The sequence below is a fragment of the Cryobacterium sp. TS_SC_7 genome, assembly GCF_056156285.1.
In genome coordinates, this window is record NZ_CM149589.1 from 649,279 (window position 1) to 668,925 (window position 19,647).

General features: G+C 68.9%; 16 protein-coding genes. 11 read left to right on the forward strand and 5 right to left on the reverse strand.

Features of this window, described 5'->3' with window-relative positions:
• Positions 1-18 precede the first annotated feature (18 nt).
• A complete protein-coding gene (locus AC0J5J_RS03005; protein WP_474899449.1) occupies positions 19-1,044 on the reverse strand; it encodes an agmatine deiminase family protein in 1,026 nt (341 codons plus the stop codon).
• On the reverse strand, positions 1,041-2,033 hold the full coding sequence (locus AC0J5J_RS03010) for a nitrilase-related carbon-nitrogen hydrolase (RefSeq protein ID WP_474899451.1): 993 nt from the start codon (positions 2,031-2,033) through the stop codon (positions 1,041-1,043). Before AC0J5J_RS03010 ends, AC0J5J_RS03005 begins: the two co-directional genes overlap by 4 nt.
• A gap of 264 nt (positions 2,034-2,297) precedes the next feature.
• Here AC0J5J_RS03010 and AC0J5J_RS03015 point away from each other — a divergent pair, with 264 nt between their 5' ends.
• The 8 genes from AC0J5J_RS03015 to AC0J5J_RS03050 all read left to right on the forward strand — a co-directional run bounded on the left by AC0J5J_RS03015 (position 2,298) and on the right by AC0J5J_RS03050 (position 11,308).
• On the forward strand, positions 2,298-3,176 hold the full coding sequence (locus tag AC0J5J_RS03015; protein ID WP_474899453.1) for an FAD binding domain-containing protein: 879 nt from the start codon (positions 2,298-2,300) through the stop codon (positions 3,174-3,176).
• Between the two features lie 4 nt (positions 3,177-3,180).
• Positions 3,181-3,687 carry a (2Fe-2S)-binding protein gene (locus AC0J5J_RS03020; RefSeq protein ID WP_134423446.1) on the forward strand — a complete coding sequence of 169 codons (507 nt, stop codon included), beginning with the start codon at positions 3,181-3,183 and terminating at the stop codon, positions 3,685-3,687.
• On the forward strand, positions 3,684-6,077 hold the full coding sequence (locus AC0J5J_RS03025) for an aerobic carbon-monoxide dehydrogenase large subunit (RefSeq protein WP_134423448.1): 2,394 nt from the start codon (positions 3,684-3,686) through the stop codon (positions 6,075-6,077). The genes AC0J5J_RS03020 and AC0J5J_RS03025 overlap by 4 nt, the downstream gene beginning before the upstream one ends.
• A gap of 13 nt (positions 6,078-6,090) precedes the next feature.
• A complete protein-coding gene (locus tag AC0J5J_RS03030; RefSeq protein ID WP_474899454.1) occupies positions 6,091-6,999 on the forward strand; it encodes an XdhC family protein in 909 nt (302 codons plus the stop codon).
• Between the two features lie 180 nt (positions 7,000-7,179).
• Positions 7,180-8,103, forward strand: a complete 924-nt coding sequence (locus AC0J5J_RS03035) for an AAA family ATPase (RefSeq protein WP_474899456.1) — start codon at positions 7,180-7,182, stop codon at positions 8,101-8,103.
• Positions 8,096-9,373, forward strand: a complete 1,278-nt coding sequence (locus tag AC0J5J_RS03040) for a vWA domain-containing protein (protein WP_474899458.1) — start codon at positions 8,096-8,098, stop codon at positions 9,371-9,373. The genes AC0J5J_RS03035 and AC0J5J_RS03040 overlap by 8 nt, the downstream gene beginning before the upstream one ends.
• Positions 9,373-10,101: an SRPBCC family protein gene (locus tag AC0J5J_RS03045; RefSeq protein WP_474899460.1), complete on the forward strand. Its 729-nt coding sequence runs from the start codon at positions 9,373-9,375 to the stop codon at positions 10,099-10,101. Before AC0J5J_RS03040 ends, AC0J5J_RS03045 begins: the two co-directional genes overlap by 1 nt.
• Positions 10,102-10,135: 34 nt before the next feature.
• The gene (locus tag AC0J5J_RS03050) at positions 10,136-11,308 is read left to right on the forward strand and encodes an XdhC family protein (RefSeq protein WP_474899462.1); all 1,173 of its coding nucleotides are present in this window, start codon (positions 10,136-10,138) and stop codon (positions 11,306-11,308) included.
• A gap of 4 nt (positions 11,309-11,312) precedes the next feature.
• Here the strand turns inward: AC0J5J_RS03050 and AC0J5J_RS03055 are convergent, their stop codons facing one another.
• On the reverse strand, positions 11,313-13,541 hold the full coding sequence (locus tag AC0J5J_RS03055; protein ID WP_474899464.1) for an MMPL family transporter: 2,229 nt from the start codon (positions 13,539-13,541) through the stop codon (positions 11,313-11,315).
• Between the two features lie 189 nt (positions 13,542-13,730).
• Between AC0J5J_RS03055 and AC0J5J_RS03060 the strand changes: the two genes are divergently transcribed.
• Positions 13,731-16,250, forward strand: coding sequence for an FAD-dependent oxidoreductase (locus AC0J5J_RS03060; RefSeq protein WP_474899466.1), 2,520 nt, complete (start codon positions 13,731-13,733; stop codon positions 16,248-16,250).
• Between the two features lie 113 nt (positions 16,251-16,363).
• Here the strand turns inward: AC0J5J_RS03060 and AC0J5J_RS03065 are convergent, their stop codons facing one another.
• Positions 16,364-16,726, reverse strand: a complete 363-nt coding sequence (locus AC0J5J_RS03065) for a hypothetical protein (protein WP_134423464.1) — start codon at positions 16,724-16,726, stop codon at positions 16,364-16,366.
• Between the two features lie 164 nt (positions 16,727-16,890).
• On the opposite strand from AC0J5J_RS03065, the gene AC0J5J_RS03070 reads away from it, so the two are divergent.
• Complete coding sequence (locus AC0J5J_RS03070; RefSeq protein ID WP_474899467.1) at positions 16,891-17,637, forward strand: DUF4097 family beta strand repeat-containing protein; 747 nt, start codon at positions 16,891-16,893, stop codon at positions 17,635-17,637.
• Between the two features lie 62 nt (positions 17,638-17,699).
• Positions 17,700-18,575: a Cof-type HAD-IIB family hydrolase gene (locus tag AC0J5J_RS03075; RefSeq protein ID WP_134423467.1), complete on the forward strand. Its 876-nt coding sequence runs from the start codon at positions 17,700-17,702 to the stop codon at positions 18,573-18,575.
• A gap of 25 nt (positions 18,576-18,600) precedes the next feature.
• On the opposite strand, the gene AC0J5J_RS03080 is transcribed toward AC0J5J_RS03075, so the two are convergent.
• Complete coding sequence (locus AC0J5J_RS03080) at positions 18,601-19,536, reverse strand: J domain-containing protein (RefSeq protein ID WP_474899469.1); 936 nt, start codon at positions 19,534-19,536, stop codon at positions 18,601-18,603.
• Positions 19,537-19,647 lie beyond the last annotated feature (111 nt).

A 19,647-nucleotide genomic window follows, 5' to 3' on the forward strand; every position in this document is an offset into this window, starting at 1 on the left:
GCACCACCTCCCGCATCGTCACCGGGCCGATGGCTGCTGCTGCGTCACGCAGTGGATGCCGCCGCCCCGTGCGAACAGCGGCCTCGCCTCGACGGACACGACTTCACGTCCCGGGTACACCCCGGAGAGGATCTCCCGCGCAGCCTCGTCGGCCCGTTCTTCGCCGAAGCCGCAGGCGATCACACCGCCGTTCACGACGAGGTGGTTGACGTAGTTGTAGTCCACGAAGCCGTCCGGGTCGCTGAGAGTGGCCGGGGCGGGCAGGTCGACGACCGTGAAGGTCCGGTCCGCGGCATCCGTCGCTCCGGCGAGCACGGCATGGAGCTCGCGCGTGACGGCATAGTCGGGGTGCGCCGGGTCGTTCTGGGCGTGGACCAGCACCGTTCCGGGTGACGGGATGGCGGCGACCATATCGACGTGACCGCGGGTTCCATAGCGCTGCTGGTCTCGGGTCAGGCCGCGGGGCAGCCAGATCACCTTGGTGGCGCCCAGAGTGCGGGCGAACTCGGCTTCGACCCTGGCCCGGTCGGCGTAGGGGTTGCGGCCGGGGTCCAGTTGCACGGTCCGGGTGGCCAGCACCGTCCCTTCGCCGTCGACGTGGATGCCGCCGCCCTCGTTCACGAGCACCGAGGAGATGGCGCTCGCGCCCGCGGCACCGGTGACGACCCGGCCGATCTCCGCGTCCTTGCCCCAGCGCGCCCAGTCCTGGGCACCCCAGCCGTTGAACGTCCAGTCCACCGCCCCCAGCCGACCCTCGTCGCCCAGCACGAAGGTCGGACCGATATCGCGCATCCAGGAATCGTCGAGCGGCGCCTGGATGATCTCGATCTCCGCTGAGAGGTATCGGCGGGCCGTCGCCACCTCGGCCGGGTCGACGACCATGGTGACGGGCTCGAAGTCGAGCACGGCATGGGCGACAGCGGACCAGGTGCGGCGTGCCTCGTCGGCGGAATGTGCATCGGTGCCGAGCGTGTATCCGGCCACCGGGAACGCCATCCAGACCCGGTCCTGCGGCGCGGTCTCCGCCGGCATCCGCCAGCTCAAGACTGCTCTTCCGGTTCGGTTCCACCGAACGGATGCGCGGGGTCGACCGGCGCGGTCAGCCTCCCGTAGCTGTCCGGACGGCGGGTGGCGAGGAAGGGGAACAGCGTGAGCCACTCCTCTCGCTGTGCCAGGTCGAGGTCGGCGACGAGCACCGCGGACTCGTCGCGCGGAGCCTGCACGAGAACGCGTCCGTAGGGATCGGAGATGAAGGAGGATCCGTAGAAGGTCAGCTCGCCTTCGTCGCCGTGGCGATTGGGCACGACCATGAACAGCCCGCTGGTGATGCCGTTGGCCACGATCACCTGCCGCCAGATCGGCTGCGTGTCGAAGGCCGGGAAGCCGGGTTCCGAGCCGATCGCGGTCGGGTAGACCAGCAGTTGGGCGCCGCCGAGCCCGTACAGGCGTGACACCTCCGGGAACCACTCGTCCCAGCAGGTGGGCAGCCCGATCCGGGCGCCGCCCAGTTCCTCCGGCGCGTAGACCGGGTAGGCGTCCTGAGCCGGGCCCGGCCGGAACCAGGTGTCCTCGTAATAGCCCTCGGTCACCGGGATGTGCAGTTTGCGGGTGCGTCCGAGCAGCCGCCCGGTCGGCGACACCAGGATGGCCGTGTTGTAGCCGCGCGGGTCCCCCGGGGCGTCATCGTCGCGCGGCCGCTCGAAGAGCGAGGCGTGCACGACGATGCCGCGCAGGCGGGCCTGCTCGGCCGCGAACGCGAACGTGGGTCCGGTCAACAGCTCCTCCGCGGACTGCTTCGGCACCCCCTGGGCCCGCGCGTGGGCAGGGTACCGGCGCAGTGTCAGTTCGGGCAGGAAGACGACGCGCGCACCCTGAGCGGCGGCCAGACCGATGCCGTCGGCCAGCTCCGCGCGCAACGCGCCCTCGTCGGCGTGCCAGCGGTGCTGCACGAGAGCGACCCGAAGCGGCGGCTCGGCCTCGCCCGATGGGCGGGTCAGCGGATCGGCGATGCCGGGGGCGTTGATCAGAAGCATGAGAAGACCTCTCTGCGGAATGAATCACTGCCCTGTATGCTGACACACAGACTTCCGGTTTCAGTTTTATTGTGACCGGACGAGCACTGGTTGAGACAGTGCACAGGGCCCCGGCGATTCGTCGCCGGGGCCTTTTCGTGTTCCGGCCGTCGGATGCCCAGTGCCGCGCCGATCCGCGTTGACAAGCTGAGGGGCCCGGAGCACTATGTGTTCCAATTCCGTGCCCGTCGCTGCCGCCGGGCACCTTTCGAGGTGGAGGCCCCTGTGCAGATTCCTGCTTCCTTCGATTATGTGCGCGCCAGCACTGTCGACGATGCGCTCGCCCTTCTCGACCGCCACGGCCCGGAGTCCCGGGTCGTCGCGGGCGGGCACAGTCTTCTGCCGATGATGAAGCTCCGTCTGGCCAGACCAGAGTGGTTGATCGACATCAACGAGCTCTACGAACTGGACTACGTGCTCCGCGACGGCAACACGCTGCGAGTCGGCGCGATGACCCGCCACGCAACACTTCTTGCCTCCCCGGAGATCTCCCGGCTGTTCCCGATCGTCGCCGATGCGGAACGGGTGATCGCGGATCCGACCGTGCGCAACCGCGGCACGATCGGCGGGTCGCTCTGCCAGGCCGACCCGGCCGAAGACCTCTCCACGGTCTGCAAGGTTCTGCGAGCCGAGGCGGTCATCCGGGGGCCCGGCGGCGAGCGCGTCCTCAGCATGGATGACTTCCACCGGGGTGCCTACGAGACTGCTGTGGCGCACAACGAACTCCTCTGTGAGGTGCGTTTCCCGATCCGTCCGCGCTCGGGCAGTGCCTACGAGAAGGTCGAACGAAGGGTCGGCGACTGGGCCGTCGTGGCGGCGGGAGCGGCGATCTCCCTGGCCGCCGACGGCACGATGGACGACGTCGCCATCGGTCTCACCGCCGTCGGAGTGGCGGGAACGGTCACCGAGGCCGAGGACCTGTTGCGCGGCCGGCACCCGCAGGAAGACCTGTTCCTGGAGGCAGGGCGGCTTGCCGCGCTGGCGAGCGAGCCGATCGCCGACCAGCGGGGCCCGATCGATTACAAGCGGCACCTCGCCGACGAGCTCACCCGCCGGGTGCTGCGTCGCGCGGCCGCCCGCGCCGCCGAAGCACAGGAAGGCTAAGTCCATGCAGATCAGCATGAGCATCAACGGCACCGACATCACCGAGGAGATCGAACCGAGGGTGTTGCTCGTGCATTTCATCCGCGACCAGCTGCGGCTGACCGGGACGCACTGGGGATGCGACACCTCCAATTGCGGAACCTGTGTCGTGCTGATGGACGGCCAGCCGGTCAAATCCTGCACGGTACTCGCGGCCATGGCCGACGGCCACTCCATCACCACGGTCGAGGGTCTGGCGACCGGGGCCGTGCTCGACCCGGTGCAGCAGGGGTTCATGGAGGAGCACGGCCTGCAGTGCGGGTTCTGCACACCCGGGATGATGCTCACCGCGCGGGCCCTGCTGGACCAGAACCCGCATCCGGACGACGGAGAGATCCGCGAGGCCATCTCGGGTCAGATGTGCCGGTGCACCGGCTACGCGACGATCGTGCGTTCCGTGCAGTGGGCCGCCGCTCACCCGGCAGTGCCCGAAGAGCTGGCCGAGAACGCCGGAGAAGAGGTAACGGCATGACCATCATCGAGGAACGGGCAGCGAACCCGGCGGCCGGAGACGACGACCGCCCGATCGGGTACGGCCGAATCCAGCGCAAGGAAGATCCCCGCTTCGTGCGGGGCAAAGGCCATTACGTCGACGACATCGTGCTGCCCGGAATGCTGCACGGCGCCATCCTGCGCTCCCCCGTGGCCCATGCCCGCATCGTCTCGATCGACACGAGTGCCGCGCTGGCCCACCCGGGAGTGGTGGCCGTGATCACGGGCCAGGACCTGCTCGGCCTCAAGCTTGCCTGGGCTCCGACCCTCTCCGCCGATGTGCAGGCCGTGCTGGCCACCGACAAGGTGCGTTTCCAGGGCCAGGAAGTCGCCTTCGTGGTCGCCGAGGACCGCTACGCCGCGCGTGACGCACTCGAACTCATCGAGGTCGACTACGACGTGCTTCCGCCGGTCATCGACGTGCGGAAGGCCCTGGATCCCGGCGCCCCGGTCATCCGGGACGACATCGAGGGCCGCACCGACAACCACATCTTCGATTGGGAGGCCGGCGACGCGGCCGAGACCGACGCGGTGTTCGCCTCAGCAGATGTCGTCGTGTCCCAGGAGATGGTCTACCCCCGTGTGCACCCGGCGCCGATGGAGACCTGTGGGGCGGTCGCCGACTTCGAGCCGATCGAAGGCGCGCTGACCCTCTACGAGACCAGCCAGGCTCCGCACGCGCACCGCACCCTGTTCGCGATCGTCTCCGGCATCCCGGAGCACAAGATCCGCATCGTGTCCCCGGACATCGGCGGAGGTTTCGGCAACAAGGTCGGCATCTACCCGGGGTACATCCTCGCGGTCGTGGGATCGATCGTGACCGGGCGACCGGTCAAGTGGATGGAGGACCGCTCCGAGAACCTGATGAGCACCTCCTTCGCCCGTGACTACATCATGCAGGGCGAGATCGCGGCCACGAAGGATGGACGGATCCTCGCGGTGCGCTCGACCGTGCTCGCGGACCACGGCGCCTTCAACGCCACGGCGCAGCCCTCGAAGTACCCGGCGGGCTTCTTTCACATCTTCACCGGGAGTTACGACCTGCAGGCCGCGCACTGCAAGGTGACCGGCGTCTACACGAACAAGGCGCCGGGAGGCGTCGCCTACGCCTGTTCCTTCCGGGTCACCGAGGCGGTCTATCTGGTCGAGCGGCTGGTCGACATGCTCGCCCGGAAGCTGGAGATGGACCCCGCGGAGCTGCGGCTGAAGAACCTGATCAAACCCGAACAGTTCCCGTACAAGAACAAGACCGGGTGGGAGTACGACTCCGGCAACTACGAGCAGGCGCTGCGCAAGTCGATGCAGATGGCCGGTTATGACGAACTGCGGCGCGAACAGCAGGAGAAGCGCGATCGCGGCGAGCTGATGGGGATCGGCATCTCGTTCTTCACCGAGACCGTGGGAGCCGGGCCCCGCAAACACATGGACATCGTCGGACTGGGAATGGCCGATGGGGCCGAGCTCCGGATCCACCCCACCGGCAAGGCCGTCGTGCGCATCTCGGTGCAGAGCCAGGGCCAGGGCCATGAGACGACCTTCGCCCAGATCGTGGCCGAGGAGCTCGGCATCCCGCCGGAGGATATCGACGTCGTTCACGGCGACACGGACCAGACCCCCTTCGGGCTCGGCACCTACGGCAGCCGGTCGACGCCGGTCAGCGGCGCGGCCGTGGCTCTCGTCGCCCGCAAGGTGCGCGAGAAGGCGAAGTTCATCGCGGCCGCGATGCTCGAAACCCGGCCCGAGGACCTCGAATGGGAGAAGGGGCGCTGGTTCGTCAAGGGTGACCCGAGCGTCGGCAAGACCATGGCCGAGATCGCGATGGGCGCGCACGGCACGGTCACCCTGCCGGAAGGCATCGACGGCAACCTGGATGCCGAGGTCACCTACGATCCCCCGAACCTGACCTTCCCCTTCGGCGCCTACATCTGCGTGGTCGACGTTGATCCCGGCACCGGCCACGTCACGGTGCGGCGGTTCATCGCCGTCGACGACTGCGGCACCCGGATCAACCCGATGATCATCGAGGGTCAGGTGCACGGCGGCCTCACCGACGGCGTCGGTATGGCCCTGATGCAGTTCATCGAGTTCGACGCGGAAGGCAACAACCTCGGCGGAACCTTCATGGACTACCTGATCCCCACCGCCCTGGAGGTGCCGGACTGGGAAACCGGGTTCACGGTGACCCCCTCGCCGCACCACCCCATCGGAGCCAAGGGGATCGGCGAGTCCGCCACCGTCGGCTCGCCCCCGGCGATCGTCAACGCGGTCGTCGACGCCCTGGCCCCCTTCGGCATCACACACATGGACATGCCGTGCACCCCGGCTCGGGTCTGGGAGGCCATGCAGGGCCGGCCGCGACCGCCGATCTGATCCGCCGGTCGCCATGTCAGGGATAGCAGACAGCCTCGCGGCGAGGGTGCGGGAACTCACGGCAGACCGGAGCCCGTTCGTTCGCGCCACCGTGGTGAGGGCCCAGCATCCGACCAGCGCCCACGCCGGTGACACCGGACTCATGCTGGAGGACGGCACCCTGGAGGGATTCGTCGGCGGTTCCTGCGTGGAAGCGTCGGTTCGGGAATATGGGCTGAAATGCCTGGCCGCCCGGGAACCGCTTCTGCTGCGCGTGGTGGCGGGCGAGCCGGCGCACGTGCACGAGGAGGGTGTCGTTCAGGTGTCCAACCCGTGCCTCAGCGGCGGAGCCGTCGACATCTTCCTCGAGCCGTCGGTGCCGGCGCCGCGGGTGCTCGTGATCGGCACGAGCCCGGTGGCGCAGGCCCTGGTGGCCCTCGGCGGCCCGCTGGGCCTTGAGATGCACCAGACCCAGGGAACCGACGCCGCACCGCAGACGGACGACGCGGCGCTGATTGTGGCCTCGCACGGGCATGATGAAGAACTCGCCCTCGAGGCAGCCCTGAAGATCAGGGTGCCGTACATCGCCCTTGTCGCCAGCCACACCCGGGGCGCGGCCGTTCTGGCCTCCCTCAACGTCTCGGAGCAACAACGGGCGCTCGTGCACAGCCCGGCCGGGCTCCCACTCGGCGCACGCTCCCCCGCCGAGATCGCGCTGTCCATCCTGGCCCAGCTCGTCGCCGAGAGAGCCGAACGGTCGGCGCCCGCCGTGTCCGCCCCGAAGACGCTCCCGGTTGCCGTCGACCCGGTCTGCGGGATGTCTGTCGTCGTCACGGAGGCGACCCTGCGGATCCCCCACGACGGGAGAACCGTCTATTTCTGTTCGGAGTCCTGCCGCCGCAGCTTCCGCGCCGGTCCGGAGCGGTATGTCAGCGCCTCCTGAGTTCTGCACCGCCGGGCTGATCCTGGCCGCCGGAGGGTCACGTCGGTTGGGCAGACCCGAACAGCTCCTGCCCTCCGGGGACGGGGTCCTGCTGCCGGAGCCGGCCGCGCTCCACGGCGACAAGGCGGTCGATGTACGGGCGCTCGCCGAATTCGGCCCCGGACAGTGGGGACAAACACGATGACCGGCCGGGCTCGACCGGGAGCCGAAGACGACGTTCGCCGGTTACTCCCCGACGTCCCTGCCCTTCGGGGCGCCCTGGACGAGGTGGACTATCTCGCCGACGATGGACTGGCCACCGCGCTCTTCCTGGCGGTGCGACTACCGCAGCCCATCCTGCTGGAGGGCGAGCCGGGCGTCGGCAAGACCGAGGCGGCCAAGGCGCTGGCCCGGGTGCTGGACACGCCCCTGTTCCGGCTGCAGTGCTATGAGGGCATCGACGCCGGCGAAGCACTCTACGAGTGGAACTACCCCCGCCAGCTTCTGGGCATCAGGCTGGCCGAGGCCCGGCATACCGACCTGCCCGAGACGGAACTGTTCGGTCCCGACTACCTGCTGCGCCGACCCCTGCTGCAGGCGATCGAGCACCACGGTCCGCGTCCGGCGGTGCTCCTCCTCGACGAGATCGACCGGGCGGATGCCGAATTCGAGGCCTTCACCTTCGAACTGTTGGCCGAGGCGGCCGTGACGATCCCTGAGCTGGGCACGGTGCGGGCAACGCATCCGCCGATCGTGATCCTGACCTCCAACCGCACCCGCGACCTGCACGACGCCCTGACCCGCCGATGCCTGTACCACTGGATCGACTACCCGACACCGCAGCGGATCGCCGAGATCGTGCGCCGGCGGGTGCCGGACAGCGCAGCACCGATCGCGCTGCAGGCGGCGACGGCGATCACCCGGCTGCGCTCGCTGGACCTGGCCAAGCCGCCCGGGATCGCCGAAGCCATCGACTGGGTGTCGGCCCTGACGGTGCTCGGGGTCGACCAGCTCGACGCCGGCGGCGTTGACCGCACCTGGGGGTCGGTCGTGAAGAACCGGGACGACCTCGACCTCGCCGTCGGCCGGGGCGCAGGGTGGCTGGTCGGGGGCGATCATGCCTGAACTCACACCCTCGGGCATCCGGAACGCCGGCCGGACGTCCGGCGGCCGGACCAGTGTGGAGCCCGCGGCCCTGGCTGTCGGGTTCACCACGGCCCTGCGCCGGGCGGGGGTGCCGAGCTCGACCGACCACGCTGCCCGGCTGGCGGAGGCCCTCCGGCTGGTTCCGCCGCTCGGCCGCGATCCGCTGTACTGGACGTGCCGGGTGGTGCTCGTGTCGAACCGGGAGCAGCTGCCCGTGTTCGACGCTGTCTTCGACGCCGTGTTCGGCGGCTCCCTCGACCCGGCCGACCTCCGCGGCGACCAGAACGCCCCGCCCTCGATCGGTTCCGAGCCGCGTACCCGCCCCACCCCGGCCGATCAGCGACCGGCGAGCTCGGCGGAACAAGCACTGGTGCCCACACCGCCCGCCCTGGCCCCCGGCGGGACCGGTTCGGCCGACGACGAGGGCCCGGAGCGGGAGTCCATCCTGATGACGGCGGCCGCCGAAGAACGCCTGCATCAGATGTCTTTCGCCGACCTGGCCCCGGACGAGGTCGCCCGGATGCGCCAACTGGTGCGCCGGATCCATCTCGCCACGCCGGAACGGGTCAGCCGCCGCACCTGGCTGACCTCCCGGAGCACCCCGCAGTTGGACCTGCGCCGAACGGTCAGGGCGGCGCAGCGCACCGGCGGAGAGCCCGTGCGCCTGGTCTTCGCGCGCCGGCGCCGGCGACTCCGCCGACTGGTCCTGCTGTGTGACGTGTCCGGGTCGATGGAGCCGTACACGCGGGTGTTCCTGTCGCTCCTGCAGGGCGCTGTCGCCGGGGCCCAGGCGGAGGCGTTCATCTTCTCGACCGGACTGACCCGGCTGACCCGGCAGCTCGCGGTTCGCGACCCGGACCAGGCCCTGGCCCGGGCCGCCGCCAGCACGGAGGACTGGGCGGGCGGGACACGCCTGGCGGAGAGCATCCGTCATTTCGTGGATGCCTGGGGCCGACGTGGTCTCGCCCGGGGCGCCGTCATCGTGATCATCTCCGACGGCTGGGCCCTCGACGACCCGGAAACCGTGCGCACCCAGATGGCGCGGCTGCGGCGCCTGGCCTACCGCATCGTCTGGGTCAACCCGAGGAAGGTCGCCCTGGACTACCAGCCTGTGGTGGGCGGGATGCAGGCGGCGCTGCCCTTTCTGGACGCGTTCGTCAGCGGGCACAGTTACGCGGCCCTGACAGAAGTGGCGGCGGCGATTCGCGCCGGCCGTTCGGACACACACGAGAATACGAGGACCCGATAATGGACATCAACAGCACGTTCTCTGTCGTCGCACCGATCGACGAGGTGTGGAAGACTCTGATGGACTTCGAACGTGTCGCCGGCTGTGTGCCGGGGGCACAGGTGCTGAACAAGCTTTCGGACGACGCCTATCAGGTCGGAATGAAAGTGAAGCTGGGTCCGGTGACCATGCAGTACAGAGGACAGATGACGGTACTCGAACGTGATGCCTCCGGTCATCGGGCCGTGTTCGAGGGACGCGCGCAGGAGACCCGCGGTCAGGGCACCGCGCAGGGCACGGCCACCCTCACGCTCGTCGAGATGGACGGCCAGACCCAGGGCACGGTCAGCGCCGACGTCGCTCTCTCCGGCAAGGTCGCCGCGATGGGGCGCAGCATCATCGGCAGTGTGACCGACCAGATGATGACCCTGTTCGCCGAGAATCTGCAGGCCATGGTCGCGGGGCCGGCATCAGACTCGGAGGCAGAACCGGCCGACGAGACGATCGCCGAGACCGGGTCCGCCCGGGCGCAGTCCGCGGCGGCACCCACGACCGCCGCACCGACGTCGGGCGGGCCGGCGCCGGCGTCCCGCCCACCGCAGCCGGCAGCCGAATCCAGCCTGAACGCCCTCGATCTGGCCCGGGGTATCGTCCTGGACCAGCTCAGCAGCCTGCCCAAACTCCTCGGCGTCATCGCCGCGGTCGCGTTCGTCGCCTATCGCATCGGGCGCCGCGCGGGCGGGCGGTAAACGCGCATGAGCGACACCGGAAAGGTCACCACCTGTGCGTGAGGTTCTGACTCCGTTGCTGACGGGATGGCAGACCGGCGGAGTCGCCGGCCTGGCCACCGTCGTGCGCACCTTTCAGTCCGCGCCCAGGCCGGCGGGAGCATCGATGCTGGTCACCGCGGACGGGACAGTGGTCGGCTCGATCTCCGGCGGATGCGTGGAAGGCGCCGTCTACGATCTCGCGACTCAGGTCATCGAGGACGGGCGGCCGGTGCTCGTGCGCTACGGCATCAGCGACGATGACGCCTTCTCCGTGGGGTTGACCTGCGGCGGCATCCTCGACGTCTTCGTCGAGCCGATCAGCAGCGGGAGCTTCCCGGAGCTGGCCGGCGTGGAGAAGGACATCGCCGATTCGGTTCCCGTCGCGGTCGCGACCGTGATCGAGCACCCCGATCCCCGTCGGCTGGGCCGGCACCTGATCATCCGACCGAAGGGCTCCGACGGCGATCTGGGCTCCGAACGGGCCAACCGGGCCATCGGCGACGATGCCCGCGGTCTGCTCGCCGCCGGGCGCAACAGCACCCTCACCTACGGCCCGGACGGAGAGCGACGCGGCGAGGGGATGCGGGTCTTCGTCAACAGCTACGCCCCGCGCCCCCGGATGCTGGTGTTCGGCGCCATCGATTTCGCCGCCGCCCTGGCCCGGCTGGCTTCCTTCCTCGGCTATCGCGTCACGGTGTGCGACGCCCGGGAGGTCTTCGCCACTCCGGCCCGGTTCCCCGAAGCCGATGAGGTCATCGTCGGGTGGCCGCACCGCTATCTGGCGGAGCAGGTCGCGGCCGGACTGGTGGACGAGCGAACCGTCGTCTGCGTGCTCACCCACGACCCGAAATTCGATGTGCCTCTGCTCGAGGTGGCTCTGACCCGTGGTCCGTTCGCCTATATCGGTGCCATGGGTTCGCGGCGCACCCACGAAGACCGGCTGCGCCGGCTGCGCGAGTCCGGTCTGACCGAGGCCGATCTGGCGAGGTTGCACAGCCCGATCGGGCTGGACCTCGGTTCCCGCACTCCGGAGGAAACGGCGGTGTCCATCGCCGCGGAGATCATTGCGAAGCAGTGGGGCGGCAGCGGCGAGCCGCTGGGCAGGCTGGCCGACCGGATCCACCACGACGACCTCGATGAGGCGACCCTGCCGACCGGACAGGTGCAACCGGCGCCCCCGGCGTAGCCCCTTACTCCCGCATCCCGAAGCGGGCGTGGATCGGATGCATCCACCTGGGCGCCCACCAGAGGACCTTCTCGAGCGCGGTCATCACGGCGGGCACCACGATGGTGCGCACAAGGGTCGCATCCAGCAGAACGGCCACGGCCAGGGCCACGCCGATCTGTTTCATCTGCAACAGGTTGCCGGTGGCGAACCCGGCGAAGACGATCACGATGATCAGGGCCGCGGAGGAAATGATCCTTCCCGAGCTCTGCAGGCCCGTCTCGATCGCGAGCCGCGTGCTCTCGCCCTGCTCGTGGTGCTCCTTGATCCGGGCGAGCAGGAACATCTCGTAGTCCATGGCCAGGCCGAACCCGAAAGTGAGCACGAGGGTCAGGACCAGCGGGTCCACCCCGGCGATCGTGTCGGCGTCGAAGTCGAGCAGCCCGGCAAGATTGCCCTCCTGAAAGCCCCAGACCAGGATTCCCACGGCGGCGCCGAGCGAGATCACACTGATCATGAGGGCGGTGAGCGGGATGACCACGGAACCCGTCATCAGGAAGAGCAGCAGGAACGTGGCACCGGCGATGATCAGGGCAGCCCAGGGTGCGCCGGCAACCAGCGAGTCGACGTAGTCGACCGATGCGGCATCCGTGCCACCCACCCAGTGCAAAAAGTCGGGGCGGTCGTCACGGATCTCCCGGACAACAGCCGGGCCCTCGTTCTGATCCACCTCGACGCGGGACACCCAGTACCCGTTCACGTCGACCGGCGGTGTCGCGGCCGAGACGTTCGGCAGCGTCGCCACCTCCGCGGCCCAGGCCGCGGCGGATTCCTCGTCGGTGTCCGAGACGAGTTGCACCAGCGGGGCCGTGGCGAGGGGAAACTGGTCGTTCAGCGCCGTGACGAACCCGTACTGGGTTGAGGCCTTCGGGATGGCTCCGGCGCCGCCGCTGGAAACGTTGATGTTCAGCGTCGGGCTGCCGAGCAGGAGGAGCAGGGCGATTCCGCCCAGCGATACCAGCACGGGCGCCCGTTGCACGTGGCGGGTCAGTTTGGAGAAGACGCCTTCCCGCGGAGCGACGTCGCCGAAGCGGGTCAGGATGGCCCCGAGCCCGGGGAGTCGGGTCAGCAGGCCCGGCCGCAAGAGCCGCTCGCCGGAATATCCGAGCAGAGCCGGAATGAGAACCAGCGCCGTCAGGATCGCGATCAGGACCACGGAGACGGCGCCGATGGCGATGGCACGGATGATCGTCGGTTCGAAGACAAGCAGACCTGCTGTCGCGATGGCGAAGGTCAGTCCCGAGTAGAGCACCGTGCGACCGGCCGTGTCGACTGTGATGCCGACGGCCTGCAGCATCGTCTCGTGCCGTTCCGCCGGAGTGTCGCGCTCGCCGACCCGGTCCACGAGGCTCCGGAACTCCTCCCGGAACCGGCTGACGATCAGCAGTCCGTAGTCGATGGAGAGTCCCAGCCCGATCACGGTGATGACATTGAGCACCGTGGTGTCGATCTCCATCAGATAGCTGAACGCGTAGAGGGCCCCGAGAGCCCCGGCGATCGACGCCAGCGCCCCGATCAGGGGAATGCCGGCCGCCAGGAAACCACCGAAGATGAGCAGCATCACGAGCAGGGCGATCGGCAACGCGATCAGCTCGCCCTTCTGCAGGTCCGCCTCGGCGACGGCCACCAGGGATTCCACCAGGAGCGGGGTTCCACCGACCTCCACAGTGGCGTCCGGCTCGAACTGCCGGACCTCGTCGGCCGCCACCACCAACCGGTCCTCCACCTCCCCCAGCAGTTCATCACTGAGGTCACCGTCGGGCGCCTCCATCTGAACGCTCAGCAGCAGCCCGGTGCCGTCGGGCGCCAGAAGAGGAACCGCGGCCGGGTTCGGCGAGCCGTCCGGGAGCGGCGGGACGGCGAGTGGATTGACGACGCCGGTGACCTCGTCGATCTCGGCCAGGTCGGACGTGACCTCGGAGAGGACCAGGCCCAGCTCCGGAGAAGACAGGTCGACCCCGTGGATGAGCAGGGACAACGACTCCGTGTCCGTCCCGTCGTCGCCCGCCAGCAGGTCGGCGGCCTCGCTCGCCTCCCCAGCCACGGTGGGTCCGGCGCTGGAGAGTCGCTGGAACAGGCTCTCCCCGGTCACCCCGAACAGCGCCGTCGCCACGCACGCGGCGATCGTGAAGGCCCAGACCAGGAGCGAGGCGAACCGGTGGCGGGCGACGAAGACGCCGAGGGTACGAAGCATGGTCTGGCGTCCTCCGGTCTGCGAGTGGCTACGGCCAAATTACTCCACCCCGCGCCGGCTGACCTCCCCCCTCACGCGTGCACGGTAGGCACCCCGTGAGGTGTACGCTCGAATGAATGCCCCGCATACCCATAGGGGTATCTGCCGGGTTGGCCTGAACGCTGTCCCGGCCAACCGAAAGGCACCTCCATGAAAATCGTCGTCGTTGGCGGAGTCGCAGCCGGCGCATCCGTCGCCGCCCGGGCCCGTCGTCTGGATGAATTCGCTGAAATCATAGTTCTGGAACGTGGCCACCACGTCTCGTTCGCCAATTGCGGCCTGCCGTACCATGTTGGCGAGGTGATCGCAGATCGCAGCCGACTTCTTCTACAGACTCCGGAGAGCCTGCGTGAATCCCTCGACATCGATGTACGCGTCGGCCATGAGGTCACCGGGATCGACCGGGCTGCTCGCACCGTCACGATCCGCGAGGTCGACAGCGGTCGGGAATACGTCGAGAATTACGATGCCCTGGCATTATGCCCCGGTGCCGAGCCGTTGCGCCCGCCGCTGCCGGGCATCGACCTGGCCGGAGTGCACGTTCTGCGTCGAATCGGCGACATGGATTCCATTAAAGCTCAGCTGGATGCCGCACTCACCCAGGCCGCCACGGGCGCCCGCGGACCCGTCCGAACCGTCGTGATCGGAGCCGGCTACATCGGCCTGGAAATGGCGGAGAACCTCAAACACCGCGGCGCGCTCGTGGACGTCGTCGAGATGAGCGACCAGATCCTGCCGCCGCTCGACCACGAGCTGTCCGTCCCCGTGGAGCAACATCTCCGCAGCCGGGGAATCTCCCTGCACCTCTCCACCGCCGCAGCAGCCTTCACGGCCCGGAAGGGCGGCGGGCTGAACGTCGAGCTGACCGACGGGACCGTGCTGGAAGCCGACCTCGTCATCCTGTCCGCCGGAGTGCGCCCCAACACGAGCCTGGCCCGGGACGCCGGGCTGGAAATCGGACCGCGCGGCGGAATCACGGTCGACACCCACATGCAGACCTCCGACCCGCACATCTGGGCGGCCGGTGACTCGGTGGAGACCCCGCACACGGTGCTCCCCGGTCTGTGGCTGGCACCCCTGGCCGGCCCGGCCAACCGCGAAGCCCGCGTTGCGGCGGAGAACATCTGCGGTCGCACCACCGAGTACAAGTCAACCCAGGGAACGTCGATCGTGAAGATCTTCGACATGGTCGCCGGCGGCACCGGTGCGACCGAGCGCCAGCTGCTCGCGGCCGGGCTGCCATACCGGGCCGTGCACGTGCACCCGTCCGGGCACGCCGGGTACTACCCGGGAACCGCCATGATGCAGTTGAAGGTGCTCTTCGCACCCGATACCGGCCGCATCCTCGGCGCGCAGGCCGCTGGTTTCGACGGCGTCGACAAGCGCCTCGACGTGATGGCCACGGCCCTGCGGGCCGGAATGACCGTCTACGACCTCGAGGAACTCGAGCTCGCGTATGCTCCGCCGTTCGGTTCCGCCAAGGACCCCGTCAACATGGCCGGCTTCGTCGCCAGCAATGTTCTCCGCGGCGACCTCACGCTCTGGTATGCGCAGGACTACCCGGCAACAACGGCCGGCGCTCGCCTGGTCGACGTGCGCACGCCCGAAGAGTTCTCCATCTGGCACCTGCCCGGGGCCGAGAACGTGCCGCTGGGCACCATCCGCGAGGCGTCAGCAGACTGGGACCCGTCCGTGCCCGTTCGTCTCTACTGCGCGGTCGGCTTCCGCAGCTACCTGGGCTATCGGGCACTCGTTCAGCGCGGTTTCACGGATGTCGCCACCCTGTCGGGCGGTTCGGACACCTTCCGCTCCTGGCACGAGGTGAAGCCGGACAGCGACGAACCGCCGCTGCCGATGACCATGTACGCGGAGGCGGTCGACATCAAGGCGGCCGCGGCGAAGAGCGCGGCCCTCACCCAGGGCACGGGTGTGCGGGTCGATCTCGACTGCTCGGGTCTGGCCTGCCCCGGCCCGATCATGAAGCTGACCGAGAACATGCGGACGCTGACCCCCGGTGATGAGATCGTCGTGCACGTCTCCGACCCCGGCTTCGCCAACGACGCCCCGGCCTGGGCCCGGCGCAACGGCCACCAGTTGCTGGCCATCGCACCGGAAGGCCCCGGCTACGTCGCCACCATGCGGAAGGGCGGCGTGATTGCCCCTACCCTGCAGTCGGCGGCCGGACCGGCGGTGACCAAACCGGGGAAGACCTCGTTCGTCATCTTCTCGGGTGACCTGGACAAGGTGCTCGCTGCATTCATCATCGCCAACGGCGCCATCGCCATGGGCGACGAGGTCTCGATGTTCTTCACCTTCTGGGGGCTCAACTCGCTGCGGCGCTCAAACCCGCCCAAGCGGGAGCGCAAGGCGATCGACAAGATGTTCGCCACCATGATGCCCTCGGGTGCGGGCAGCATGCCGTTGTCGCAGATGAACATGCTCGGGGCCGGGGCGGCGCTGATCAAGAAGGTCATGAAGGACAACTCGGTTGCCTCCCTGCCGGAACTGATCGCATCGGCCCAGACCGGCGGGGCCCGCCTCATCGCCTGCACGATGACGATGGACCTGCTCGGCATCGCCGAAACGGATCTGATGGAGGGCGTGGAGCTCGGCGGAGTGGCCACCTTCCTCGGTGAAGCAGCGGAGTCGACGACGACGCTCTTCATCTAGGCCGCGACACCGCCCCCAACGAATTCGACGGAGATTCTGCTCCAGACACCGCTTTTGGGATCAAAAACGGGTAGTTGAGCCAGAATCTCCGTCGAATTGGTGAGACGGTGGGCCTAGGGGGCTTCGTCGACGATCCCGATGAAGGCGTTGCCGATGCCGTCGACTTCGGTGCGACTCAGACCGGCCTCGGCATCCGGGAGCTCCTCGGAACCGTGATAGTCGCAGGTCAGGTACGTGAAAGCGGGCCACCACTTCTTGGGCCGGGCAGCCTCGGTGAACCCGCAGACATCGCAGCGGAGCTCCACCCAGACCGGCTTCTTGCCGGTGCGATTGGCCCGGGACTGCACGAGCCACGCCGGCGGGTTGCGCTCGATCTCAGCCAGCTCGGCCTCCGACATCCGGGTGGGAAGGTTGTGGCGCTGCGCCATTTCGAGCGGGATATCAAGGCGCAGTGCAGCCATTCGTCGCGTAATCATCTCAATCCAGAGTAGATGCTCCCGCGCCGGTCGAGGGTACTCTCGAGGGCAACAGCGCGCACTCGGCCGCTCGAATGCCAGGAGGACTGCGAATGAGCCGGACTCCCCCTCCCCCTCAATCGTCCCGTGCGGGGCTGTCTCCGGGCGCCCGGACCGCGCTCATCGTGGCTCTTGTCCTCGGAGGCGTGGTGACTGTGGTGGGGCTGATCCTGATCGGGTCGGTGCTTCGCGGCGCCAGTCTCGGTGGTTCCTACACGGATCGGGCGAGCGTCGACGCCGGGAGCCAGGTTCTGGCCACGGTGCCGAACGCCTCGGTGACGTTGTCACCCAGCACCGACGGCCAGGTGTACGTCGACGCCCGGGGCACCTACCTCGGAAAAGCACCGAAATTGCGGGTGAGCACATCGGGGGACGTCACCACCATCTCGGGAGGCTGCCCCACGCAGTGGTTCGGTTTCTGCTCGGTCGACCTTGCGATTCGACTTCCCGCGGATGTGCCCGTGACCGTCCTGGCCCAGAACGGGCGCCTGTCGACGACAGGCCTGACCGGGTCCCTCGACCTGGCAACGACCAACGGCCGGATTCAGACGGACGGCAGCCGCGGGGACCTTGATCTGCGCACCACCAACGGCGGCATCGACGTGCGGGGCTCGTCGTCGGGGCGCGTTTCGGCGGCCACCACGAACGGCAGCGTCGAACTCGATTTCATCGACCCGCCGTCCGACGTCGACACCCGGAGTACGAACGGCAGGGTCGTCGTGCGGGTGCCTGATGACGGGGAGCCGTACCGGGTGGACGCCCGCACGACCAACGGCGGGGTCGACAGCGCCTCCGTGCCCACCGACCCCTCCGCCCGGCGTTCCATCACTGCGGTCACCACGAACGGCACGGTCGCGGTCGAGACCCGCTGATCCCGGCACCCGGCACCGCGCAGTCCGGCCCGCAGGAATGGCCGCCCGTGAAAGACTGAAGCATGCGCGATATCGACTCCCCCCTCGGCCTGCTCCTCGACGTGGACGGGCCGATCGCCAGCCCGGTCACCCGCACCATCGCCACGCCCAGCATCATCACGGACCTGATCCGGCTGGCCGGCGCCAACGTTCCCATCGCCTTCATCACCGGGCGGTCGTCGGCCTTCATCCGCGAACAGGTGGTGGCCCCGCTGCGGGCGGTCGGCCTCCCCGATTCGATGCGGATGTACGGCGTCTGCGAGAAGGGCGCCGTCTGGTTCCCGATCACGGCCGAGGGCATGGGCGACGTTGTCATCGACGAGAGCGTGGCCCTTCCGGGCGCCGCCGTCGATCTGCTGCGCTCCCTTGTCGCGGACCGGTTCTCCGCGACGATGTTCTTCGATGAGACGAAGCAGGCCATGGTCTCCGTCGAGCAGCGCACGGATGCGGACGACGCAAGCTACCAGGCGGCCGCGGCCGAGTTCAACGAGGCCGCGTTCTCGGTTCTTGTGGGACTGGGGTTGGGCATCCGTTTCGGCGATCGCATCGTTCCGGATGCCGACGGAGCCGTAGGGTTCCGGATCGACCCGACGATCATCTCGACCGACATCGAGTCGGTCACCCTCGACAAGGACCGCGGTGCGGAGCGCGCCCTGGCCTTCTTCTCCGAGTCGGGTTCGCTCCCCCAGGTCTGGCGCTCGGTCGGGGACTCCCGCAGCGACTACCTGATGGCGGACCATCTGCACACTGCCGGGTACGACGTGGCCCACGTGGACGTGCGGCCGTCCGACGGCATCCTCGACCGCCCCTACCCTGTGATCGTCGAGGGTGACCTCATCCACGATGCGGCCGGCGCGAAGTTCCTCCGCCACTGGGTCGACAAGCTGAGCCTGGGCTGACGCCAACCGTGCACCCGGCGGCACGCTAGTCGGACGTGAACCGGATCCCGTCCTGCAGGCGGCTGCGCACCTCGAACACCTTCTCGAAACTGCCGCGGTCCATCCCCGGCAGCCCGCTGCGGAGCACTCCGATCAGGCGCGACCTAGGCAGGATGATCACCGTCGGGCGACGGCCGCGGCCGGGAACGGTCAGCGGCTCCGTCACGGCGTCGTCGGGAAGCACGATCAGCGCCGCCGTGAACCGGATGCGGATCGACTTCGCGAGGGCCCGCACGGCGACTTCGACGTCTTCGACGGGACGGTCGTCCGGCCCGAGGGCCTCACCCACGAGTTCCCCACGGCGGAGCTCGACCGCTCCGCTCCAATCCTCGGAAAGGACCGCGAACAGTCCCGCCGGTCCGAGAACGACGTGGTCCACCTTCGCCCCGTGAGCACCTGCCACCACGTCGTGCCAGGCCGTGAAACCGATCCCGAGGCCCGACACGAGCTGCGCCGTCGACTCCTCGGCCAATGCCTTCGCCAGCCAGTGCCGGATCTCCCGGGGCGCGGACCGAATCAGCCCGGGCTCGTACGGGTCGTCGATGGTGCGTCCCCGCCCGACCCACTCCCGCAGGAGGTCCAGGTAACGCTGTCGTGCCTCGCCGCCCGGATGGCCGTACATTCGTGCGCGGGGGCCGGCCTGGGTCGCCGGGTTCCGCCCGGTGCCCGAGGCGTAGGCGGTACGCACCGGCTCGGCAGCAGAGTCCGGGTACCGGCGGCGGTCATAGTCGGCTCGGCTCCCCGGACTTCCGATGCGTTCCCACGCGATCTGCACGGCGTGGAAGGCGGCGGCGTCTCCGCCGACATCCGGATGCGTGTGGCGAAGCAGTCGACGGTAGGCGCGGCGGAGTTCGTCGTCGCTTGCCGACGGGCTGACACCGAGCACCTCGTAGGGGGACGCCGCGGCCGGGCTCTCTGACATCCAGCAATCTCTTTCAGCGTTGGTGCGGCCGGCAGTGGAACAGCCGGCCAGTCGAGAAACACACTACCGACCCTGGCTGGCATCTCGCCTGAAGGTCGTGGTGAGTCCGCG